The sequence below is a fragment of the Microbispora sp. NBRC 16548 genome, assembly GCF_030268985.1.
Classification (GTDB): domain Bacteria; phylum Actinomycetota; class Actinomycetes; order Streptosporangiales; family Streptosporangiaceae; genus Microbispora; species Microbispora catharanthi.
This window is the reverse complement of the sequence record NZ_BSSF01000001.1, coordinates 792,793-814,310: the sequence shown is the minus strand read 5'-3', so window position 1 is coordinate 814,310 and position 21,518 is coordinate 792,793. Positions and strand designations below refer to the sequence as shown.

General features: G+C 71.4%; 20 protein-coding genes. 7 read left to right on the top strand and 13 right to left on the bottom strand.

The genetic code is table 11. The features are described from left to right. Positions 1 to 141 precede the first annotated feature (141 nt). The 6 genes from QSK36_RS03610 to QSK36_RS03585 form a co-directional block, all read right to left on the bottom strand. A complete protein-coding gene (locus QSK36_RS03610; RefSeq protein ID WP_285781323.1) occupies positions 142 to 1,047 on the bottom strand; it encodes a haloalkane dehalogenase in 906 nt (301 codons plus the stop codon). Positions 1,048 to 1,070: 23 nt separating this feature from the next. After that, positions 1,071 to 1,505, bottom strand: coding sequence for an HIT family protein (locus QSK36_RS03605; RefSeq protein ID WP_310739086.1), 435 nt, complete (start codon positions 1,503 to 1,505; stop codon positions 1,071 to 1,073). After that, positions 1,502 to 2,662, bottom strand: a complete 1,161-nt coding sequence (locus QSK36_RS03600; protein ID WP_285781322.1) for an acyl-CoA dehydrogenase family protein — start codon at positions 2,660 to 2,662, stop codon at positions 1,502 to 1,504. Before QSK36_RS03600 ends, QSK36_RS03605 begins: the two co-directional genes overlap by 4 nt. Next, entirely contained in the window at positions 2,662 to 3,180 is a 519-nt protein-coding gene (locus QSK36_RS03595; protein WP_182899286.1) for a MaoC family dehydratase, read from the bottom strand. Before QSK36_RS03595 ends, QSK36_RS03600 begins: the two co-directional genes overlap by 1 nt. Positions 3,181 to 3,254: 74 nt before the next feature. Then, a complete protein-coding gene (locus QSK36_RS03590) occupies positions 3,255 to 4,160 on the bottom strand; it encodes a phosphotriesterase family protein (RefSeq protein WP_285781321.1) in 906 nt (301 codons plus the stop codon). After that, positions 4,157 to 4,303 carry a hypothetical protein gene (locus QSK36_RS03585; protein WP_285781320.1) on the bottom strand — a complete coding sequence of 49 codons (147 nt, stop codon included), beginning with the start codon at positions 4,301 to 4,303 and terminating at the stop codon, positions 4,157 to 4,159. The genes QSK36_RS03590 and QSK36_RS03585 overlap by 4 nt, the downstream gene beginning before the upstream one ends. Before the next feature lie 86 nt (positions 4,304 to 4,389). Here QSK36_RS03585 and QSK36_RS03580 point away from each other — a divergent pair, with 86 nt between their 5' ends. After that, positions 4,390 to 5,010 (top strand): CGNR zinc finger domain-containing protein, encoded by a 621-nt coding sequence (locus tag QSK36_RS03580; RefSeq protein WP_285781319.1) that lies wholly within the window; start codon positions 4,390 to 4,392, stop codon positions 5,008 to 5,010. A 93-nt stretch (positions 5,011 to 5,103) separates the two neighbouring features. On the opposite strand, the gene QSK36_RS03575 is transcribed toward QSK36_RS03580, so the two are convergent. The 3 genes from QSK36_RS03575 to QSK36_RS03565 are packed head-to-tail and all read right to left on the bottom strand — an operon-like array spanning position 5,104 to position 7,426. Then, positions 5,104 to 6,108, bottom strand: coding sequence for a YihY/virulence factor BrkB family protein (locus tag QSK36_RS03575; protein WP_183536638.1), 1,005 nt, complete (start codon positions 6,106 to 6,108; stop codon positions 5,104 to 5,106). After that, positions 6,105 to 7,031, bottom strand: a complete 927-nt coding sequence (locus QSK36_RS03570; RefSeq protein ID WP_285781318.1) for a DUF3618 domain-containing protein — start codon at positions 7,029 to 7,031, stop codon at positions 6,105 to 6,107. The genes QSK36_RS03575 and QSK36_RS03570 overlap by 4 nt, the downstream gene beginning before the upstream one ends. Continuing rightward, positions 7,028 to 7,426 carry a phage holin family protein gene (locus QSK36_RS03565; protein WP_139574913.1) on the bottom strand — a complete coding sequence of 133 codons (399 nt, stop codon included), beginning with the start codon at positions 7,424 to 7,426 and terminating at the stop codon, positions 7,028 to 7,030. The genes QSK36_RS03570 and QSK36_RS03565 overlap by 4 nt, the downstream gene beginning before the upstream one ends. Before the next feature lie 366 nt (positions 7,427 to 7,792). On the opposite strand from QSK36_RS03565, the gene QSK36_RS03560 reads away from it, so the two are divergent. From QSK36_RS03560 to QSK36_RS03550, 3 genes are all read left to right on the top strand, one after another. Beyond that, on the top strand, positions 7,793 to 10,267 hold the full coding sequence (locus QSK36_RS03560; protein ID WP_183536632.1) for a glycoside hydrolase family 48 protein: 2,475 nt from the start codon (positions 7,793 to 7,795) through the stop codon (positions 10,265 to 10,267). 152 nt (positions 10,268 to 10,419) lie between these two features. Beyond that, positions 10,420 to 12,822 (top strand): glycoside hydrolase family 9 protein, encoded by a 2,403-nt coding sequence (locus tag QSK36_RS03555; RefSeq protein ID WP_352239600.1) that lies wholly within the window; start codon positions 10,420 to 10,422, stop codon positions 12,820 to 12,822. 101 nt (positions 12,823 to 12,923) lie between these two features. Next, complete coding sequence (locus QSK36_RS03550) at positions 12,924 to 13,328, top strand: cellulose binding domain-containing protein (RefSeq protein WP_183536628.1); 405 nt, start codon at positions 12,924 to 12,926, stop codon at positions 13,326 to 13,328. A gap of 126 nt (positions 13,329 to 13,454) precedes the next feature. Here the strand turns inward: QSK36_RS03550 and QSK36_RS03545 are convergent, their stop codons facing one another. The 4 genes from QSK36_RS03545 to QSK36_RS03530 form a co-directional block, all read right to left on the bottom strand. Continuing rightward, entirely contained in the window at positions 13,455 to 13,718 is a 264-nt protein-coding gene (locus QSK36_RS03545) for a hypothetical protein (protein ID WP_139574909.1), read from the bottom strand. Between the two features lie 124 nt (positions 13,719 to 13,842). Beyond that, positions 13,843 to 16,233 carry a DHA2 family efflux MFS transporter permease subunit gene (locus tag QSK36_RS03540; protein WP_285781317.1) on the bottom strand — a complete coding sequence of 797 codons (2,391 nt, stop codon included), beginning with the start codon at positions 16,231 to 16,233 and terminating at the stop codon, positions 13,843 to 13,845. A 59-nt stretch (positions 16,234 to 16,292) separates the two neighbouring features. Then, positions 16,293 to 17,843: a sensor histidine kinase gene (locus QSK36_RS03535; RefSeq protein ID WP_285781316.1), complete on the bottom strand. Its 1,551-nt coding sequence runs from the start codon at positions 17,841 to 17,843 to the stop codon at positions 16,293 to 16,295. Positions 17,844 to 17,853: 10 nt separating this feature from the next. Then, positions 17,854 to 18,582 carry a response regulator transcription factor gene (locus tag QSK36_RS03530; RefSeq protein ID WP_139574907.1) on the bottom strand — a complete coding sequence of 243 codons (729 nt, stop codon included), beginning with the start codon at positions 18,580 to 18,582 and terminating at the stop codon, positions 17,854 to 17,856. A gap of 149 nt (positions 18,583 to 18,731) precedes the next feature. Here QSK36_RS03530 and QSK36_RS03525 point away from each other — a divergent pair, with 149 nt between their 5' ends. From QSK36_RS03525 to QSK36_RS03515, 3 genes are read left to right on the top strand one after another with little or no spacing between them, the layout of a single operon-like run. After that, positions 18,732 to 20,105 (top strand): ferredoxin reductase family protein, encoded by a 1,374-nt coding sequence (locus tag QSK36_RS03525; RefSeq protein ID WP_285781315.1) that lies wholly within the window; start codon positions 18,732 to 18,734, stop codon positions 20,103 to 20,105. A gap of 20 nt (positions 20,106 to 20,125) precedes the next feature. Beyond that, positions 20,126 to 20,746, top strand: a complete 621-nt coding sequence (locus QSK36_RS03520; protein ID WP_285781314.1) for an FMN-binding protein — start codon at positions 20,126 to 20,128, stop codon at positions 20,744 to 20,746. Further along, the gene (locus QSK36_RS03515) at positions 20,743 to 21,501 is read left to right on the top strand and encodes an FAD:protein FMN transferase (protein WP_285781313.1); all 759 of its coding nucleotides are present in this window, start codon (positions 20,743 to 20,745) and stop codon (positions 21,499 to 21,501) included. Before QSK36_RS03520 ends, QSK36_RS03515 begins: the two co-directional genes overlap by 4 nt. Positions 21,502 to 21,518 lie beyond the last annotated feature (17 nt).

Here is a 21,518-nt window from a genome sequence, read left to right as displayed (position 1 = left end):
TGTCCCGTTGCGCAGTCGACACGAATCGCAACCGGCCATTCGCGCACCAACCGGCGAGCGAGATGAACGGCGGGGCGGCAGGAGACCGGCCTCGGGACGGCCGGCGCGTGAGGCCGCGCCGCCGTCCTCAGCTCACCGGACCTACCGGGCAGCCGTCTCGTGGACGAAGGCGGCCACGGCCTCGCCCAGCTCGCGGCCCGCGTCCTCCTGCAGGAAGTGGCCTGCGCCGGCGATGACGGGGTGAGCGAGCCCGGCCGCGCCGCGCATGGACTTCTTCAGGATCGGCGCCATCCCGCCGGTGATGGGGTCGCGGTCGGAGAACGCGACGAGGAACGGCAGGTCGAGGGTGACGAGGGTCTGCCAGGCGGCGCGGTTGGCGGGAGCGGCCGGGTCGTCGGGGGTGATCGGCACCAGGCCCGGCATCGCCCGCGGCCCCGCCTTGAACTCCTCCGAGGGGTACGGCGCGTCGTAGGCCCGTCGTACGGGCTCGGGCAGGTCGGTGACGCAGCCCGACTGGACGAACCGGGCGATGTCGAGCACGGGCGCCTTCTCGACGGCCTCCCGGAAGCGGTGCCACACCTCGGGCATCGGGATGTCGCCGGTCGGCAGGCCGGTGTTGGCGGCGACGACCCGGGCGAAGCGGTCCGGGTGCTCGGCGACGAGCCGCAGCCCGATCAGCCCGCCCCAGTCCTGGCCGACCAGCGTCACGCCGCGCAGGTCGAGCGCGTCGAAGGCGAGCGATCGCACCCACTCCACGTGCCGGGCGTACGTGTGGTCCTCGGGGCGGGACGGCTTGTCCGACCGGCCGAAGCCGACCAGATCGGGAGCGACGGCCCGGCAGCCCGCGTCGGCCAGCACGGCCATCACGTGCCGGTAGAGGAACGACCAGCTCGGCTCCCCGTGCAGCAGCAGCACCGGCGGGCCGTCCGCCGGGCCCGCCTCGGCGTACGCCATCCGGGCGCCGCCGGTCACCTCGGCATATCGGGGTTCGTAGGAAAAGTCAGGCAGGTCGGCGAAGCGCTCGTCGGGGGTGCGAAGGAAGTCCATCCGGTTGCCTTTACGTTGTAGATTCACAGGTGGGGAGGTTCGTTCAGCGCGGCGCGGATGCGGGCGGCGTAGTCCTCGATCTCGGCGTCGCCGTCGTACTTCACCCGGGGCCAGAAGAAGCCGCGCAGGCCGTCCTTGCGGTTGCGCGGCACGACGTGGACGTGCAGGTGGGGCACGCTCTGGCTGATCCGGTTGTTCATCGCGACGAACGTGCCGGCCGCGCCGGTGCCCGCCTCGACCGCCCGCGCGACGGCCTGGACCCGGGCGAAGAACGGTCCGACCTCCTCCGCCGGAAGGTCGGGCAGCGTCTCGACGTGGCCGCGCGGCACGACGAGCACATGCCCCTTGAACACCGGCCGGGTGTCGAGGAAGGCCGCCGCCACCTCGTCGTCCAGCACCACACAGGCGGGCCGCTCCCCCGCCGCGATCTCGCAGAACAGGCAGCCGTCCACGGTCACCAGCCGAGCGTGGCGTCGCCCTCGACGAGGGCCTTGGCGATGATCAGCCGCTGCACGTCGTTGGTGCCCTCCCCGATCGCCATGAGCGGCGCGTCCCGGTAGAGACGCTCGACCACGAACTCCTGCGAGTAGCCGTACCCGCCGTGGATCCGCATCGCCTCCATCGTCGCTCTGAGCGCCGTCTCCGAGGCGAAGTACTTCGCCATCGCGGCCTCGCTGCGCACCGGCCCCGCCTCCGACCGCACGGCGGCCCAGTACGTCATGAGCCTGGCCGCCTGGATGTCGGTCGCCATGTCGGCCAGCTTGAGCTGGATCGCCTGGAAGCCGGCGATCGGCTGCCCGAACGCGTGCCGTTCCCGGGCGTAGCCCAGGGCCGCGTCGTAGGCGCACTGGGCGACGCCGACGGCCCGGGCGGCGATGTTGAGACGGCCGAGTTCGAGCGCCGACAGCACCTGCTGCATGCCGCGCCCCTCCGTGCCGCCGAGCAGCCGCGACGCCGGCACGCGCACGCCGTCGAGGACGACCTCGCATGTCTCGGTGCCCTTGTAGCCCAGCTTGGGCAGGTCGCGGCTCACGGTCAGGCCCTCGCTGGCGGCGTCCACCAGCAGCACCGACATCCCGCGGTGGGCGGGCGTCTCGATCGAGGTCTTCACCAGGACGGGCAGCGGGTCGGCGTGCCGCGCGTTGGTGATCCACGTCTTGGTCCCGGTGACGACGTAGTGGTCGCCGTCGCGGACCGCCCGGGTGGCGATGCCCTGCAGGTCGGTGCCCGCGCCCGGCTCGGTCAGCGCGATCCCGGTGCGGCGGGCGCCGGTGGCCAGGTCGGGCAGGTAGTGGCGGCGCTGCTCGTCCGTGCCGTATTCGGCGATCATCCAGGTGGACAGGGAATGGGAGCCGAGGATGCCCGCCACGCCCATCCAGCCCCGGGCGATCTCCTCGAAGACGAGGGCGAACGACACCCGGTCGAGGTCGAGCCCGCCGTACTCTTCCGGGACGGTGATGCCGAACAGTCCCAGTTGCGCGAACCGCCGGACGATCTCCTCCGGGTAGCGGCCGGTGCGCTCCCACTCGGAGGCGACGGGGACGATCTCCTTGTCCACGAACTCCCGCAACGTCTGCCGGAACAGCCGCTGCTCCTCGTTGAGCTCGAAGTCCACTACGCCTCCATCGGGCCGGTCTTGGCACGCGGGAAATACCCCTTGTCGTGCGGCGCGTCGCGCTTGTAGACCATCACCGCGCGCCGCCAGGACATCACCTCGTCCCCGTCCTGGTTCAGGCCCCGGGTGCGGCAGGTGACGATCCCGGCGTACGGCCGGGACCTCGACTCGCGCTTGTCCACCACGATCGACTCGGCGTACAGCGTGTCGCCCACGAAGACCGGATGGGTCAGCCGGATCTCGTCCCAGCCGAGGTTCATCATGGCCGTCTGGCTGACGTCGATGACCGACAGCCCGAGCACGATCGCCACCGAGAGCCCCGAGTTCACGATGATCTTCCCGACCGGAGCCCGAGCGGCGAAGTGCGCGTTGAAGTGGTTCTGGTTGGTGTTCATCGTCAGCAGCGTGAACCAGGTGTTGTCGGCCTCGCTGACCGTCCGGCCGAGCGGATGCTGGTAGACGTCGCCGACCACGAAGTCCTCGTAATAGCGCCCGATGCGGGCTTCATGGACCGTCACACCAGAATACTATTCTGGATCAGCTCCCGGCGGGGTGAGCCCGGGCCCGCGCCGGCCGAGCCCCTTCCCCGGGTTCACGGCCGCCGCCAGCCGACCGCGAACGCCCGGGCCGGATTCTCGACGAAGATCGCCGATGCGACGCCGGGGCCGAGCTCCCGCTCGATCCGCGGGCGCAGGCCGCCGAGCAGGAACGGCATGCCCGGACCGTCGGCGCCGGAACGGGCCGCCGCCGTGACCGTGTCGCCGCCGAGCAGGATCTGGTGGGAGTGTCCCGCGCCGGCGAGCGCTTCCAGGCAGTCCAGAAGGCGCCAGTCACCGGTGTGGTGCGCCCGCGACGGACCATCGAACGCCAGGAACGCACCGGCCTCGGCGGCCTCCCTGTGGACGCGCGCGTCCGGGAACCGGTGCAGGTGCCCGAGGATCACGCGGTGCGGAGGGACACCGTGCGTACGGCACAGCAGGTCGAGCACGTCCATGGCCGCGGTTCCGGCCTCCAGGTGGACGCCGATGGGCGCGTCGGTGGCGTGGTGCGCCTCGGCGGCGGCCGCCATGACGTGCCGCGCGTGGTCGTCGAGCCGGTGATAGGCGCCGGCGACCTTGATCAGGCCGGCTCTCACGGGAGCGGCGGTCAGCTCGCGGACGAACAGGCCGGCCAGCCCGCCGCGGACGCGCCGCAGCTCGTCCGGGTCGTAGTGCCTGGCCTGGTGGAGGCCGGTGGCGGAGACGACGTGCACACCGGACCGCCGGGACAGGCCCGGCAGTTCTCCCGCCCGCGGCCCCAGCCCCCAGGGGGTCCACTGCACCACCGCACGTCCGCCAAGAGCGGCGAAGGCGTCGAGTTCGGCGAGCGCAGCCCCGGCGTCGTCCAGCTCCTGACCCGGCAGGGCCGGCGAGGCGAAGAACAGATGATCGTGGGCGTCGCAGACCCCCAGCTCCTCGGGCGGTATGTCCCCGAGCACGGTCCGGACGGCCGCCGTCATCGTCCGTCCTCCCGCTCCGCGTCGCCCAGCGCCGGGGCGGCGGCGCACAGCCCCGGCGCCGGCACGCCGATGCAGGGGGATCCCTCCTCGCGATCCAGCCGGGTCCGCCCCAGCCGCTCCCGCTGCACCCGCCTTGTCGTCATGTCCCACTCCTCCTCACCGAAGTAACGCCTTGGACGTTACGAGGAGGACTGTAGGGACGTAACGGCTGAAGCGTTACCCTGATGTCGTGACCAAGGACGACAGGCTCGCCTTCCGCTTCGACTGCGGCGCCGTCTGGTTGAACCTGCTCGCCACCAGAGGCCGAACGTTCAGCGCGGCGCCCGTGGAACGGCTGGCCACTCCCGCCCGCCTGGCGGAGTGGCTGGAGCGGTGCGAGCTGTCCCCGGCCCGGCCGCCGGGACAGGACGACCTGCACCGCACGTGGGCGCTGCGGGAGGCGCTGCGTTCGCTCGCGCTGGCCACCGTCGAGGAGCGGCCGCCACCGGCGGACGCCGTGACCCACCTGTCCACCTTCCTCGGCGAGCACGACGATCCGGTCCGGCTGAGCGCGGACGACCGGCTGCGGCGCGAGCCCCCGGCGACCACGGCGCACGCCCTGGCCCGGATCGCCCGTCAGGCGGTGGACCAGATGACCGGCTCCGACCGGCTGGCCCTGAAGAGCTGCCCCGAGCCCGACTGCAGGGGCGTCTTCGTCGACCCGCCGGGGCGCCGGCGCTGGTGCCCGTCCCCCGCGTGCGCGAGCCGGGGCAGAGTTCGCGCGCTCCGCGCCCGCCGCAACGCCGCCCCGTCCGCCGCGCCCGGCGCGCCCGGCGCGGACGACGGCCGGTCTCCGGCGCCTCAGCCATGAGAAGCGCCGCAGTCATGAGAGAGCCCGGCACCGGGCCGGGCCTGTCTCACAATGTCTCTCCGGCAGCGAGGCATCGATGCCGGGCGCGCCGCCTTATGGCGCGTCGGCTTCCTGGCGCGCTGCACGCCGTGTCCCTGGAACCTCGCTCAGGCCTTCCTCGGGCTCGGGGTTCTTCGGGGGATCACGGGGGTCGACGTACGGCTCCGCAGGGGACTCACCTTCGGCGATCTTGCGGCCGCGCTGGAGCTCGGCGTCGAGTTCCGCGCCGCTCAGGATGACGATGTTCGACAGCCACAGCCAGACGAGGAAGACGACCACGGCCGCGAGCGTGCCGTACGTCTTGTTGTAGGAGCCGAACCGCGCGACGTACAGCCCGAAGCCGGCGGACACCACGACCCAGGCCACGACGGCGAACAGGCTGCCGGGGCTGAGCCACCGCACGCCGGGCTGGCGGACGTTGGGCGCGGCGTAGTAGAGCAACGTGATCATGCCCGCCGCGAGCAGCACGAGGACCGGCCACTTCACGATGCCCCAGACGGTGACCGCGGCGGGCCCGAGGCCGAGCAGGTTCCCCGCGATCTCGGCGAGACGGCCGGTGAAGGTGACGGCGAGCACGGAGACCGCCATCAGGATCACCAGCAGCAGCGTCAGCCCCACCCGGAGCGGGGTCACCTTCCAGAACGGACGGCCCTCGCGGATGTCGAAGATCGCGTTGGTCGCCCGGATGAACGCCCCCATGTAGCCGGAGGCCGCCCACAGCGCGAGCAGCAGACCCGTGATGGCGAACACCCCGGCGGTGCCCTGGTGCTGCTGGACGTTGGCGAGGCCGGTCTGCAGCATCTGCTGGACCGGCCCCGGCGTCAGCGACTTGATGTTCCCGAGCAGCGGGCCGGTGGCGCTCTGCCCCAGCAGGCCGAGTATCGACACCAGCACGATGAGCCCGGGGAAGATCGAGAGGACGGCGTAGTACGTCAGCGAGGCCGCCCAGTCGGGGACGTTGTCCTCCTTGAACTCCTTGGCCGTGCGCTTGACCACTCCGATCCAGTCGCGGCGCGACAGCCTCTCCAGCGGCCCCTGCTCGTCCTCGGGGTCGGTCATCGGTGAGCGAACCTCCGCATGAGCGTGCGACGTGGCTGCGGGAACATCCGGCGACCGCCGAACACGCGGGACCGGCCGAACATGCCGCGCATGCTCGTCCCGCCGAACCTGCTCTTGCGGCCGAACATGCTCATGCCACCGGGCGTCCTCTTCCCGCCGAACATGCTCATGCCACCGGGCGTCCTCTTCCCGCCGAACGCGCCCTTGCCGCCGAGCGGGCCGATGCCGCCGAACCTGCTCTTGGCGCCGAACATCCGGGAGCCGAACATCCGGAATCCGCCGCGCGGCATGCCGATCTTGCCGGACGTGCCGAGCATCCCTCTGCCCGTGCGGGCTCCGCCGAAGCCGCGCATCCTCGACACGCCCCCCTTGCCAGAGATGCCCGGCTTCTGGAACATGCCGGACACACCGGGCCTCGTCATACGGCCCTGGCTCCGGGTGATCCGGCGCAGCAGCAGCAGCGCGGTGCCCGCGGCTCCGGCGGCGGCGATCAGGCCGGAACGACGCTTCGCCTGCTCGCCGACCCTGCCTGCGGCTCCGCGCAGCGGCTGCGGCGTGGCCTCGCGCACGCGGCCGGTGACACCGGCCACCCTGGCCCGCGCGGCCGCGGTGGTCGCGTGCACGCGTTCCTGCGCCCGTGCCTTCACGTCGGCCTTGGCGGCCAGGGCCTCGATCGTGTCGCCGAGGTGGTCGCGGGTCCGCTCGATCTCCTGGCGGACCTCGGCGATCTCGTCGTGCCCCTTCTCCTCGTGTTCGCCCCTGGTCTCGGTGTCCCGGGCCGCGGCGACGGGCTCGGGGCCGGGCCGCGACTGCCGTACGGCGTTCAGCGACTCCGGCTCGGTGACAGGCTCGGACACGTCCTGTCTGTGCACACCCACGGTCCCGGCGTTCGGCCGGGCCGCTCCGGGTTCGGTCTCGGTCATCTGCGCGCACTCTCCTTCATGACGTCGATGTCTGCTTTGAGGCTGCGCATCGCCTCGTCGGGAGTGGGCGGCGCCGCACGGGACACCTGCTCCTTGCCCACCAGGGCGAGCAGCCCGGCGAGCGCCAGCAGCGCGACGCCGATGATCAGGGCGCTGGCCCAGGCCGGCAGCACGAGCGCGAGCGCCAGGATCGCCGTGGCCACGAGGGCTCCTCCGCCGTAGAACGCGATGAGACCCGCGGCGCCGAGCAGGCCCGCGCCCATGCCCGCGCGTTTGCCCTTTCGAGTCATTTCCAGCCGCGCCAGCCGCAGTTCGTCGCGGATCAGCCGGGAGACGTCCTCGGACAGCCGGCGGACGAGTTCGCCCGTGGACAGCGACTCCTTCTGGATGGTCATGGCCTGCCTCCCTTCCAGGGTTGGGAAGCGCCTACCCGCAGCCGAGAGCCCTAACCACGGGGCTCGGCGGGGTGAACGGCCAGGCTGTTACACATGAAAGTTTCAGTTATGAATTAGCGCCACATCCGCCAGAGGCGGGCAAAAGGCCAGCAAGGGGCCCCGGCTCACCGCCCGAGGAGGTCACCGCGTGAGGCGTCGGCAACCCGTCATTGACATACCGGGGGCCCAATCCACAATCCTGAGGTGGGAGCGCTCCCATCGTATCGGTTCAGATCCACCCTTGCCCGCATCGGTCACGAAATCCGCTACCTGGCATTTCTTCACCCGATGCTCCCACCCCCAACCCACTTTGGAGACCCTCCTCAAATGCGAACGAGAGCTCTGAGTACGGGAGCGCTCCCACGATCGCGGAAACGGCTCGCCCTGCTGGCGGCCGCCTCCGTGTCGGGCGGCCTCCTCGTCGGGCTGGCGCAGACCCCCGCGTCCGCCGCCGTGTCCTGCGACGTCCAGTACGCGCTTAACTCCTGGGGTTCCGGATCGGGCGGTTTCACGGCCAGCCTGGACATCAAGAACCTGGGCGACTCGATCAGCAGCTGGACGCTCAAGTTCAACTTCCCCAACGGGCAGAAGCTGTCGAACGGCTGGTCGGCCAACTGGAGCCAGAGCGGCGCCACCGTCACGGCCACGAACATGTCGTGGAACGGGAACCTCGGCACCGGCGCGACGACCAACATCGGGTTCCAGGGAACGTGGTCCGGCAGCAACAACAAGCCCACCTCGTTCTCCATCAACGGCGTGACCTGTGGGGCGACCGTCAGCCCGTCCCCGAGCCCGTCCCCGAGCCCCTCGGCCAGCCCGTCCGCGTCGCCGTCCGCGTCGCCGTCGGCGTCTCCCTCCGCCTCGCCTTCGGCGTCGCCCTCCGCGTCGCCGTCGACGAGCCCCTCGCCGGGGGACAACCAGTACATCAACAACTTCATGACGATGTACAACAAGATCCACGACCCGGCCAACGGGTACTTCTCGCCCCAGGGCGTGCCGTACCACTCGGTCGAGACGCTGCTCGTGGAGGCTCCCGACCAGGGCCACGAGACGACGTCCGAGGCATTCAGCTACTACCTGTGGCTGGAGGCGATGTACGGCAAGATCACCGGTGACTGGTCGAAGTTCAACACCGCGTGGACGACGATGGAGAAGTACATCATCCCGTCGCACACCGACCAGCCCACCAACGACAAGTACGACGCCAGCAAGCCGGCGACGTACGCGGGTGAGTGGAACGACATCAGCCAGTACCCGTCGAAGCTGGACAACAGCGTCAGCGTCGGCAGCGACCCGATCGCGGGCGAGCTGAAGTCCGCCTACGGCACCTCCGACATCTACGGCATGCACTGGCTGCTGGACGTCGACAACACCTACGGCTACGGCCGCTGCGGCGACGGCACCACCAAGCCGGCGTACATCAACACCTACCAGCGCGGGCCCGAGGAGTCGGTCTTCGAGACCATTCCTCAGCCGTCGTGTGACACCTTCAAGTTCGGCGGCCCGAACGGGTACCTCGACCTGTTCACCGGCGACAGCAGCTACGCCAAGCAGTGGAAGTACACCAACGCGCCGGACGCGGACGCCCGCGCCGTCCAGGCCGCCTACTGGGCGCTGACCTGGGCGACCGAGCAGGGCAAGCAGTCGCAGATCTCCACCTCCGTGGCCAACGCCGCGAAGATGGGCGACTACCTGCGCTACGCGATGTACGACAAGTACTTCAAGCAGCCGAACTGCACCAGCACCTCCTGCCCGGCGGGCACCGGCAAGAACGCGTCGAACTACCTGCTGTCCTGGTACTACGCCTGGGGCGGCGCGTACGACACGTCGGCCGGATGGGCCTGGCGCATCGGCTCCAGCCACAACCACGGCGGCTACCAGAACCCGATGGCGGCCTGGGCGCTGTCGAACGTCAACGCGCTGAAGCCCAAGGGCGCCACCGCGGTCAGCGACTGGTCGACCAGCCTCACCCGGCAGATCCAGTTCTACAAGTGGCTGCAGTCGGCCGAGGGCGCCATCGCCGGTGGCGCGACCAACAGCTGGGAGGGCCACTACGCCGCCCCGCCGTCGGGGCTGCCGAAGTTCTTCGGCATGGCCTACGACTGGCAGCCGGTCTACCATGACCCGCCGTCGAACCAGTGGTTCGGCTTCCAGGCGTGGTCGATGGAGCGCGTGGCCGAGTACTACTACGCCACGGGCAACGCCGACGCCAAGTCGGTGCTCGACAAGTGGGTCACCTGGGCCCTGTCCGGCACCACGGTGAACTCCGACGGCACCTTCCAGATCCCGTCGACGCTGCACTGGACCGGCCAGCCGGACGCCAGCTTCAGCGGCACCGGGATGCCGCCGGCCAACACCGGCCTGCACGTGACCATCGCCGACTACACCGACGACATCGGCGTGGCCGGTTCGTACGCCAAGACGCTGATGTTCTACGCGGCCAAGTCGGGCAACGCCCAGGCCAAGAGCACGGCCAAGGCGCTGCTCGACGGCATCTGGAAGAACGACCAGGACGCCAAGGGCGTGTCGGTGGCCGAGACCAAGACGGACTACAACCGCCTCGACGACCCGATCTACGTCCCGTCCGGCTGGACCGGCAAGATGCCGAACGGCGACCCGATCAACAGCAACTCGACCTTCATCTCCATCCGGTCCTGGTACAAGAACGACCCGGACTGGCCGAAGGTCCAGTCGTACCTGAACGGCGGATCCGCGCCGGTCTTCCACTACCACCGCTTCTGGGCGCAGACCGATGTGGCCACCGCGCTCGGACAGTACGGCCTGCTCTTCCCCAACGGCTGAGCACGCCCCGTAAGCCGGGGTGCGGTGTCGCCTGACCCTTCACCGCACCCCAAGGAAGTGTCCCGGCGGGACACGACCGAGTAAGCCGGGGCGCGGCGGCGCCTGACCCGCCGCCGCGCCCCCGACCCCCCACCCATGTGAGGCACATCTTCATGCGGCGTACGTTCCCGGCACTGGCGGCGCTGATCATCTCCACCGCGGTCGTCCCGGCCGCGGTCCCCATGTCGGCTTCCGCGGCCCCCGCGTTCAACTACGGCGAGGCGTTGCAGAAGTCGCTCTTCTTCTACGAGGCCCAGCAGTCCGGCAAGCTGCCGTCCACCAACCGCGTCACCTGGCGCGGCGACTCGGCGCTCAACGACGGCAAGGACGCCGGCCTGGACCTGACCGGCGGCTGGTACGACGCGGGCGACCACGTCAAGTTCGGCCTGCCGATGGCGTTCAGCACGACGATGCTCGCGTGGGGCGCGGTGGACTACCGCGACGCCTACGCCTCGTCCGGGCAGCTCACCTACCTGCTCAACAGCCTGCGCTTCGTCAACGACTACTTCGTCAAGGCGCACCCCTCCCCCAACGTCCTGTACGGCCAGGTCGGCAGCGGCAACGCCGACCACGCCTGGTGGGGGGCGGCCGAGGTGCTGCCGATGAGCAGGCCCTCGTACAAGATCGACTCCTCGTGCGGCGGAGCCGACCTGGCCGGTGAGACGGCGGCCGCGATGGCGGCCTCCTCGATCGTCTTCCGGCCCACCGACCCGTCGTACGCCGACAAGCTCCTCACCCACGCCAAGCAGCTGTACACGTTCGCCGACACCGTGCGGGGCAAGTACAGCGACTGCATCACCGACGCGGCCAACTTCTACAAGTCCTGGAGCGGCTACAACGACGAGCTGGTGTGGGGCGCCATCTGGCTCTACCGCGCCACCCAGGACTCCTCCTACCTCGCCAAGGCCGAGTCGTACTACGCGAACCTCGGCACCGAGCCGCAGTCGACCACCAAGTCGTACAAGTGGACGATCGCCTGGGACGACAAGTCGTACGGCTGCTACGTGCTGCTGGCCAAGCTGACCGGCAAGCAGCAGTACGCCGACGACGCGAACCGGTGGCTCGACTGGTGGACGGTCGGCGTCAACGGGCAGAAGGTGAACTACTCCCCCGGCGGCCAGGCCGTGCTCGATTCGTGGGGCTCGCTCCGCTACGCCGCCAACACCGCGTTCGTCGCGCTCGACTACAGCGACTGGCTGACCGACACCACCCGCAAGACCCGCTACCACGACTTCGCCGTGCGGCAGATCAACTACGCGCTCGGCGACAACCCGCGCAAGTCGTCGTACGAGATCGGCTTCGGGACCAACCCGCCGCGCAACCCGCACCACCGCACCGCGCACGGCACCTGGACCAACAACCTGAACGGCGAGCCGGAGCAGAGCCGGCACATCCTGTACGGCGCGCTGGTCGGCGGCCCCAAGTCGGCCGACGACGCCTACACCGACAGCCGTGCCGACTACACGATGAACGAGGTCGCCACCGACTACAACGCCGGCTTCACCAGCGCGCTGGTGCGGCTGTACAAGGAGTACGGCGGCACGCCGCTGGCGAACTTCCCGGTCGCGGAGACCCCCGACGGCCCGGAGATCTACCTCCAGGCGGCGCTCAACGCCACCGGCCAGAACTTCACCGAGATCAAGACGCTGGTCTACAACCACTCGGCCTGGCCCGCCCGCGCGCTGACCGACGGTTCGTTCCGCTACTACTTCACCCTCGACGGCGACACCACGCCGAGCCAGATCACGCTGACGGCCAACTACAACCAGTGCAAGCCGCCGACCGGCCCGACGCAGTTCTCCGGCAAGGTCTACTACGTCACGATCGACTGCTCGGGCCAGGTCATCGCGCCGCAGGGACAGTCGGAGTCGCGGCGTGAGGTGCAGTTCCGCATCGCCAGCTCGGGTTCGTGGGACCCGTCGAACGACTGGTCGTACACCGGGGTGTCCACTACGCCGTCCACGCCGGCGACGGTGCAGAACATGACGCTCTACTCGGGGTCCACCAAGATCTGGGGCAACGCGCCGGGCACCGAGCCGTCCCCGTCGCCCAGCCCCTCGGTCTCCCCGTCCGCGTCCCCGTCGCCCAGCCCCTCGGCCTCGCCGTCCGCGTCCCCGTCTCCGTCGCCGTCGCCCAGCCCGTCCGTCTCGCCGTCCCCGTCCCCGTCCCCGTCGCCGTCGCCGTCGCCGTCGCCGTCGCCGTCGCCGGTGACCGGCAAGGCGTGCACCGCGACGTACAAGGTCACCAACTCGTGGCAGGGCGGCTTCCAGGCGGACGTCACCGTACGCAACTCCGGCACCTCGGCCGTCTCCGGCTGGACGGTGGCCTGGTCGTTCCCGAACGGCCAGACCGTCTCCCAGCTGTGGAGCGGCACCGTCAGCCAGAGCGGGTCGAACGTCACGGTGAAGAACCTGTCCTGGAACGGCAGCCTGAGCGCCGGCGCCACCACGAGCTTCGGCTTCACCGGCACCGGCTCGGACACCGTCCCGTCGTCCGTCACCTGCACCCCCGCGTAGCCCGCGTTCCCGGGCTCGCCCAAGTCCGCCCGCCTTCCCCAGACGGACCCCTCTCTGGGGAAGGCGGGTATCCACGTCAGCGCCGAGAAAGGGAGAGATCGATGATCAGACGGACGATCGCCACGGCAGCCCTGGTCCTGGCGACCGCGGGGATCACGGCCGTCCCGGCGGCCGCGGACTCGATCGGCTGCACGGCGACCTACACGATCACCACCGTGTGGGGCGGTTCGCAGAGCCACGGCGCGATCGCACAGGTGACCGTGAGCAACAGCGGGTCGTCGGCGATCAAGGGCTGGCGCGTGTCGTTGCGTTACACCGACGGCACCGTCGTCACCCAGGTAGGGGGAGCCGTGTCGCTTCCGGTGATCGGCCTGCCGGGCGTCTACGCGTTCGGCAACGAGAGCTACAACGGCGACATTCCGATGGGCGGCTCGACCGCCTTCGGCCTCATGACCAGCGGGGGCGGCGGCGGCAGAGCTCCCAGCATCAGCTGCACGCCCGTCTGACGCCCCGCGCGGCGGCAACCGGCCATGCCTACACAGACGATCCCCCGGGACACACTCCCGGGGGATCGTCGTCTTCCGTTAGACGAACCAGACGCAACCGGATATGTCACACTGTGTCATGCCGGATCACCACGACTCCGGAGGCAGGTTCACGTCGCCGACACGGTCGTAGATGACGGTCTCGTCCGCCAGCCTGACGACCACAACGCGGCGGGCGAGCCCCGCCCTCTCCAGCGCCTTCGCCGACTCCACGGCGTTCTTGGCGTAGTGGTAGCGATCACGGCTACCGGTGAACGGGCTCTCCCTGTCGCACCTGACCTCGTAGCGGTCATCCGGCCAAGGGTGGGTAAGCCCGTCAGCAGTGCGGCGCTCGGTAGCGGTCGCGGTCATTGCACACCTCTCTTGTCGCGGAGGGACCTCCGCTCAGAAAGACCCCCCTGCCCCCCCAACGTCTAAGTATTCCTCATATGCAACATTTGTTTCACAGCACCCCCTCAAACAGGGGGGGTATAGGTCACGTGCTCGTCCGGCGGGCCCCACCCGCGGGCAGCAGCAGGGCGGGGACCACGGTGAGCGCGACGACCACCAGAATCGCCCAGAACGCCGAGGGGAATCCCGAGTTCAGGTTCGCGACGCCGGGGACGGTGGACCATCCCAGCACCACCGCGATCAGCGCCGTCCCCGCCGCGCCGCCGGCCTGCACGCCCATGGCGTTGGCCGTCGTCGCAGCCGGGATCCGCGCCTCCGGAAGCGAGTGGTAGAGGCTGGTCATCAGGGGCGTGCCGACGAACGCCAGCCCGACGCCGCGGACGAACAACGCCGCGACCAGCACCGGCGGATTCGTGTGCGCCGAGGCGAGCGCGAACGGAAGCGTGCCGGCCGCGACCAGGGCGAGGCCGACGAGGACCGGCAGGCGCGCGTTGCGCGAGACGTCGACCAGCCACCCGGCCAGGAGCACCGCGACGAGCGTGCCCGCCCCCTGCGCGGCGAACAACCAGCCGGCCTGCCGGGCCGACAGGCCGTCGACGGTCTGGAAGTACAGCGGCACCAGGAACACCGCGGCGAAGAGCGCGAAGTGGTGGAGCAGCGACGCGGAGGCCGAGGCGGCGAACGCGCGGTCGCGGAACAGACGCGGATCCACCACCCGCCCGGTGGATCGGGCCGCCCACCCCACGTACGCCGCGAGCAGCCCCACCCCGGCCGTCAAGGGGAGTGCGACCTCGGGCGTGACGACCGAGGCGACGTTCCCGCCCATCCGGCTCAGCCCGAAGACGACCGCGGTCAGTCCGCCGCTCAGGCAGATCAGCCCGCCCACGTCGAGCCGGCCGGCGACCGCCGGGTCGGGTGCGAAGGGAAGGAGCACGGCGGACAGGATGCTCGTCAGCAGCAGCAGGGGGATGGTGAGGAAGAAGATCCACCGCCACGACAGCACGTCGATGACCACTCCCGCGACGACGGGCCCGGCGATGGGCGCCGCCTGTACGGCCACCGCGATCAGGGCCATCGCCCGGCCGCGCCGCTCGCGGCCGGCGACCTCGGCGACGAGGATGCGGCTCAGCGGGAAGACCATCCCGGCGCCGAGTCCCTGTATCACCCGGAAGGCGATGAGGGCGCCGAACGACCAGGCCAGCCCGCACAGGACCGAGCCGGCCAGCGACAGGACCAGTGCGGTGATCCACACCGCCGCCGCCCCGAACCGCTGAGCCAGCCATCCGGTGACAGGGATGACCATCGTCGCGGCCAGCAGGTAGGCGGTGATCACCCACTGCGCGTCCGCGTACGACGCCCCGAAGTCCATGGAGAGCGTGCGCACGGCCGTCCCCATCACGGTGCCGTCCAGGAGCACCATGAACCCGCCCAGCGCCGGCACCGCCGCCACGATCATCGGTGGCGCGTCGAGCATCCGCGCGCCGGGCCGCGGGCCGTCGGCGGCCGGAGGCGCGGACGACAGCGGCAGCGTGCGCGGAGGCGGGGCGTCGGAGGGCCGCGGCCCGTCGTACGGCGGTGGGCCGGCGCCGGGACCGGGGTGGGCGGCGGGATGGGCGGCCGCGCGGGCGCCTTCCGCGAGCAGGGTGTCGGCCGAATGGCCGGCGCCGAGGAGGCTCAGCAGGATCTGCCGGGCGGCGGGGCGGCGGGCGGGGTCCTTGGCCAGGCAGGCGATGAGGATCTCGCGCAACGGGCCGGTCAGTGCGCCGGTGAGGGGGCCCAGGTCGGGGTCGGCGTGCAGGATGCGGTGCATGACCGCGGGGATGGAGTCCTGCCCGAAGGGCGTGGCCCCGGTGGCGGCGTGCGCGATCGTGCAGGCCCAGGCGAAGACGTCGGCGGCAGGACCGACCGCCTGTCCCGCGATCTGCTCGGGCGCCATGTAGGCGGGGGTGCCCACGACCGCGCTCGACATGGTGCCGGTGGCGTCCAGCGCCCGCGCGATGCCGAAATCGATCACCCGCGGTCCGTCCGCCCCCATGATGACGTTGCCCGGCTTGAAGTCGCGGTGCACCACCCCGGCCTCGTGGATCGCCGCCAGCGCGGTCACCGTCGCGATCGCCAGCCGCTCCAGCGCACCGCCCGTCACCGGCCCGCCCGAGGCGATCACCTCACCCAGCGACGGCCCCGCCACGAACTCCGACACGATGTAGGGGCGATCCCCCGCCACGTCGGCGTCCAGCACCCGCGCCGTGCAGAACGCCGCCACCCTGCGCGCGTGGTCCAGCTCGGCCGCGAACCGCGCCCGCGCCCGGTCGTCCCCGGCGAACCGCGCGTGCAGCAGTTTCACCGCCACCGGCTCACCGCCCGGGGCCAGTCCCTGGTAGACGGTTCCCTGGCCGCCCTCGCCGAGCAGACCGAGCAGCCGGTAGAGGCCCACCTGCCGCGGATCGTCGGCACGAAGCGCCCGTAACCCCGCCATGTCCCCCTCCCGGTATCGGACGGGGCGACATTACCGGAACCGATCACCACGGGTCAGGATCAATCGAGAAGCGCCTTGTCCGACGGCACAGGCCCGGCGGGCAGCATGACCCGGAACGCCGTACGGCCGGGACGGCTCTCGACGTCGACGGTGCCGCCGTGCGCGGCCACCACCGCCTTGACGATCGCGAGCCCCAGGCCGCTGCCGCCCGAGGCCCGGGTGCGGGCCTTGTCGGCGCGGACGAAGCGCTCGAAGATCTCGCCCCGCAGGTCCTCGGGGACTCCGGGGCCGTCGTCGGTCACGGTCAGCTCCACCTTGTCCGGGCCGGGCACACGCAGGGCCACGGTCACCGTCGTGCCGGGCGGGGTGTGCGCGCGGGCGTTGCCCAGCAGGTTGGCCACCACCTGGTGCAGCCGGTCGGGGTCCCCGGGCACGGTGACCGGCTCCTCGGGCAGATCGAGCCTCCAGCGGTGGTCGGGCCCGTAGGCGCGGGCGTCGCCGGTGGCGTCGATGGCCAGGCGGGTCAGGTCGACCACCTCGCGCGCCAGCGGGCGGCCGGCGTCGAGCCGGGTGAGCAGCAGCAGGTCGTCCACGAGCGTGCCCATGCGGGCCGACTCGGCGTCGATGCGTTCCAGGGCGTGCCGCACGGCGCCGGGGACGGCCCGCTCGTCGCGCCGGGCGAGCTGGACGTGGGCGCGGACGGTGGCGAGCGGGGTGCGCAGTTCGTGACTGGCGTCGGCGGCGAAGGTGCGCATCCGCTGCTCGCTGGCGTGGCGGTGGGCGAGGGCCCGCCCCACGTGGCCGAGCATGCGGTTGAACGCCTCCCCCACCTGGCCGATCTCGGTGCGGGGGTCCTCGTCGGGCACCCCCTCGGGCAGCTCCACCTCACCGTCGGCCAGCGGCAGGCGGGCCACGCGCCGGGCCGTGGCCGCGACCCGGTCCAGCGGGCGCAGCGACAGCCGCACCCAGACGGCCCCGGCGATACCTGTGACGAGCACGACGACGGCGAACACCCCGATCTCGGCCATCTGCAGGCGCTGCACGGTGTCACGCACGTCGTCCAGGGGCAGGCCGGTGACGAGGAGCTCCCCGTCGTCGTTCTCCACGGCCATCACCCGGTAGTCGTCGAGTCCGCCCGAGGACATGTCCACCGTGTGCCCGAGCCCGTCGGCGGGGACGGCGGCCAGCAACCTCTGGTCCGCCGCGGACAGGACCGGGTCGGCCCGGCCCACCACCGCCGGCTCGCCCACCTGGCCGTCCCGGACGAGGACGCCCAGCGTGCCGGGGGCCTGGCCGCGCGAGTCGCCGCGCTCGCCGTACGGATTGCGCGGATACCCGTGCTCACGCTCCTCGTGGGCCAGGCTCGCCGCGAACCGCCCGGCCGTCACGGACAGCTGCTGGTCCACTCGTTCGACCATGAAGCGTTCGAGCAGGAGGGACGAGGCCGCCCCGGCCGCCGCGCAGGCGAGCACGAGCAGCACCAGCGTGCCCACCACCAGGCGGGCCCGCAGCGTCGTCGGCACCAGGCGAAGCAGGCGGCGGCGCGTACGCGGCACCGTCCGGCGCGGCGCTGTCTCGCGCGGCACCGCCTGGCGCGGCGAGCCGGTCACGGCGGCGCTGTCACGGCCGCAGGACGTATCCCACGCCCCGCACCGTGTGAATCAGCGGCCTGCGGCCGGCGTCGATCTTCTTGCGCAGGTAGCTGATGTACAGCTCGACCACGTGCGCCTGCCCGCCGAAGTCGTACGACCAGACGCGGTCGAGGATCTGCGCCTTGCTCAGCACGCGCCGGGGGTTGCGCATGAGGAAGCGCAGCAGCTCGAACTCGGTCGGCGTGAGATCGACCAGCTCCCCGTCCCGGGTCACCTCGCGGGCGTCCTCGTCCATCACCAGATCGCCCACCACCAGCCGGTCGCCCTCGGCGCTGCGCGCCATGCCGGCGCGGCGCAGCAGCCCGCGCAGCCGGGCGAGCACCTCCTCCAGGCTGAACGGTTTGGTCACGTAGTCGTCCCCGCCCGCCGTGATGCCCGCGATGCGGTCCTCCACCGCGTCGCGCGCGGTAAGGAACAGCACGCACACGTCCGGGGCCTCGGCACGCAGGCGGCGCAGCACCTCAAGCCCGTCGAAGTCGGGCAGCATCACGTCCAGCAGCACCGCGTCGGGCTGGAACTCCCGCGCCTCCTGCACGGCCGACGTCCCGTCACCCGCCGTGCGCACCTCCCATCCCTCGTACTTCAGCACCGCGGCGAGGACCTCGACGAGGTCCGGTTCGTCGTCGACCACGAGGACGCGTACGGGGGTTCCGTCGGGGCGGACCAGTCCGGGCTGGTCGTTCGAAGTCTTACGCATGATGCTTACAGGGTCCTCCCCGCTCACCGGGCCTACCCTGTGAGCCGCCTCAGAGAATCCTATGAATGATCCGCAGGTGCCCCGGTTCATAGGAAAACAAGAGGTTCGGTTGGCACGGTGGGTCGCGTGATGACGACGAGGAGGCACCCGTGACCACGACATATCCGGGGACAGCGGTGACGGCCCGTCACGCGCGTCCACCGCGCCGGAGCGTGCGCGCCCGCCCCGAGGCCGTCCTTGCGCTCATCGCCGCGGGCGTCGTCGCGGTCGTCGGCATGTGGTGGGCGAACACGCCCAGCGTCGCGGGCTTCGACGACTGGCTGACGAACGGGGGGCGCATCACCGGGCTGCTCGCCGGATACGCGATCGCCGTGCTGCTGGCGCTGATGGCCCGGGTCCCCGCGCTGGAGCGCGGCGTCGGCTCCGACCGGCTCGCCCGGTGGCACTCCATGGGCGGCCGCTACGTCGTCGGTCTGGCGGTGGCGCACATGCTGCTGATCATCTGGGGTTACGCGCTGACCGACCGCACCGACGTGGTGAGCGAGACGGTGACGCTGAACCTCACCTATCCCGACGTGCTGAAGGCCACCGTCGCGCTGCTGCTCCTGGTGGGCGTCGGTGTCGTCTCCGCCCGTAAGATCCGCCCGAAGCTGCGCTACGAGACGTGGTTCCACCTGCACTTCTACACCTATCTGGCCGCGTGGCTGGCCTTCGGGCACCAGCTCGCCACAGGCGCGGAGTTCGCCGTGGCCCCGGTCGCCCGCACCTCCTGGTACGTCCTCTACTGGGGCGTCGCGGCGCTGATCGTGTGGTATCGCTTTCTCACGCCCGTACGGCTGGCCGTGCGGCACCGCCTGAGGGTCTCCCGGGTGGTGCCCGAGGCTCCGGGGGTCGTCTCCGTGTACGTGACCGGACGGCGCCTGGACCGGCTGCGGGCCGAGCCCGGCCAGTTCTTCCGCTGGCGGTTCCTGACCAGGCACCTGTGGTGGTCCCCCAACCCGTACTCGCTGTCCGCCCCGCCCGGTGCGAGCGAGATGCGGATCACGGTGAAGGACCTGGGCGACCAGAGCCGCTCTCTCGCCGGTCTGCGGCCCGGCACCCGGGTGCTCGCCGAGGGGCCGTACGGCGCGTTCACCGCGAGCGGGCGCCGGGCGCGCAAGGTGCTGCTCGTCGCGGGCGGCGTCGGCATCACGCCGCTGCGCGCGCTGTTCGAGTCGGTGCCGGCCGCCTCCGGCGACCTGATCCTCCTCTACCGTGCGCGCGACGAACGGGACCTGGTGTTCCGCGCCGAGCTCGAGGAGATCGCCAGTGCGCGCGGCGCGACCCTGCGCTACTGCGTCGGCCCCCGGGCCGTGATCGGCGACCCGTTCACCCCCGCGACGCTCGCCGAGCTGGTGCCGGACCTGCCCCGCCACGAGGCGTACGTCTGCGGGCCGGCCGAGATGACGAGCGCCGTCACCGCCGCCCTGCGGGCCGCCGGGGTGCCGAAGCGCCGCATTCACCACGAGTCGTTCGAGTTCTGACCATCCGGATTGGAAGTGCCATGCGCAGAGCAATACTGGCCGTGCTCGCGACCGCCGTCGGTCTCGTGCTGCTGCTGTCCTTCAAACCGCACGAGGTGACCTCGCTTGCCGAGCGTCCGGCCGCCGTCACCCAGCGTGACGCCGGGGCGGCGGGCGGGAGCGGGGAGGGCTCCGGCGACGGCTTCTCCGGCCGTGACCGCGACCACGACGACGAGTTCGACGGCGGGGACGGGGACCGCGTCGGCGGGAGCTCCTCCGGTGCCGCCGGCTCCTCGGGTTCCTCGGGTTCCTCCGGTGCCGCCGGTTCCTCGAATCCCACGGGATCCTGGACCGGGCAGGGCGCCACCGCGGGTGTCACCAGCGGTGGGCAGACCCTCACCGGCGACTCCGCCGACACCCGCTGGGGACCGGTGCAGGTGGCGATCGTGATCTCCGGTGGGAAGATGGCCGGCATCAAGGTGCTCGACGCCCCGGCGAACAACCACCGCGACATCAGGATCAACAACGAGGCCCTGCCGATCCTTAACGAGGAGGCGCTGACGGCGCAGTCCGCCCAGATCGACACGGTCTCCGGCGCCACCTACACCAGCGAGGGTTACATCCGCTCCCTGCAGAGCGCGCTCGACAAGGCCGGCCTTTGACCCGCCACGTCGAGCACGTGATGGGGACGGTGTTCTCCTTCGACGTACGTCACCAAGACGACGACGCCGCACCGTTTGTCGCGGCGGCCATCGAGGAGGCGGTGGCCTGGCTGCACCACGTCGACGAGGTCTTCTCGACCTACAAGCCGGACAGCCCGGTCAGCCGGCTGGGCCGGGGCGAGATCACCCTGGCCGACTGCCCGCCGGAGGTGGCCGGCATCCTCCGCATGTGCGAATCGGTGAGCGACCGGTCCCGCGGATACTTCACGGCCTACCCCGGGGGCCGGCTCGACCCCTCGGCCATCGTCAAGGGCTGGGCGGTCGAACGGGCCGCCGCCATGCTGCGCGAGGCGGGCGCGCCGGACCACTGCGTGAACGGCGGCGGGGACGTGCGGCTGTCCGGCGCGGCGGGCCCCGGCCGCTCCTGGCGGGTCGGCGTCGCCCACCCGCTCCGCCCGGGAGACCTCGCCGCCGTGGTGTCGGGCAACGACCTCGCCGTGGCGACCTCGGGCACCGCGGAGCGCGGGGCGCACGTCATCGACCCCCACACCGGCCGGCCCGCCACCGAACTGGCCTCGGTGACGGTGATCGGACCCGACCTCGCCCTGGCCGACGCGTACGCCACCGGCGCCTTCGCCATGGGCGGCGCCGCCCGGGAGTGGGTGGAGGAGCTGGACGGCTACGAGGCCTTCGCCGTCACCGCGACCGGCGCCACCTGGCGGACGTCCGGATTCCGCGCCCAGGCCGCGACCTGAACTCGGAGGCCCCGTCG

Excerpts from the sequence above, each read along its gene's own strand:
- QSK36_RS03565 (WP_139574913.1), bottom strand. The coding sequence starts at position 7,426 with ATGACCATCCAGAAGGAGTCGCTGTCCACGGGCGAACTCGTCCGCCGG.
- QSK36_RS03545 (WP_139574909.1), bottom strand. The coding sequence starts at position 13,718 with ATGACCGCGACCGCTACCGAGCGCCGCACTGCTGACGGGCTTACCCAC.
- QSK36_RS03550 (WP_183536628.1), top strand. The coding sequence starts at position 12,924 with ATGATCAGACGGACGATCGCCACGGCAGCCCTGGTCCTGGCGACCGCG.
- QSK36_RS03590 (WP_285781321.1), bottom strand. The coding sequence starts at position 4,160 with ATGACGGCGGCCGTCCGGACCGTGCTCGGGGACATACCGCCCGAGGAG.
- QSK36_RS03530 (WP_139574907.1), bottom strand. The coding sequence starts at position 18,582 with ATGCGTAAGACTTCGAACGACCAGCCCGGACTGGTCCGCCCCGACGGA.
- QSK36_RS03570 (WP_285781318.1), bottom strand. The coding sequence starts at position 7,031 with ATGACCGAGACCGAACCCGGAGCGGCCCGGCCGAACGCCGGGACCGTG.
- QSK36_RS03555 (WP_352239600.1), top strand. The coding sequence starts at position 10,420 with ATGCGGCGTACGTTCCCGGCACTGGCGGCGCTGATCATCTCCACCGCG.
- QSK36_RS03560 (WP_183536632.1), top strand. The coding sequence starts at position 7,793 with ATGCGAACGAGAGCTCTGAGTACGGGAGCGCTCCCACGATCGCGGAAA.
- QSK36_RS03540 (WP_285781317.1), bottom strand. The coding sequence starts at position 16,233 with ATGGCGGGGTTACGGGCGCTTCGTGCCGACGATCCGCGGCAGGTGGGC.
- QSK36_RS03575 (WP_183536638.1), bottom strand. The coding sequence starts at position 6,108 with ATGACCGACCCCGAGGACGAGCAGGGGCCGCTGGAGAGGCTGTCGCGC.
- QSK36_RS03520 (WP_285781314.1), top strand. The coding sequence starts at position 20,126 with ATGCGCAGAGCAATACTGGCCGTGCTCGCGACCGCCGTCGGTCTCGTG.
- QSK36_RS03610 (WP_285781323.1), bottom strand. The coding sequence starts at position 1,047 with ATGGACTTCCTTCGCACCCCCGACGAGCGCTTCGCCGACCTGCCTGAC.
- QSK36_RS03585 (WP_285781320.1), bottom strand. The coding sequence starts at position 4,303 with ATGACGACAAGGCGGGTGCAGCGGGAGCGGCTGGGGCGGACCCGGCTG.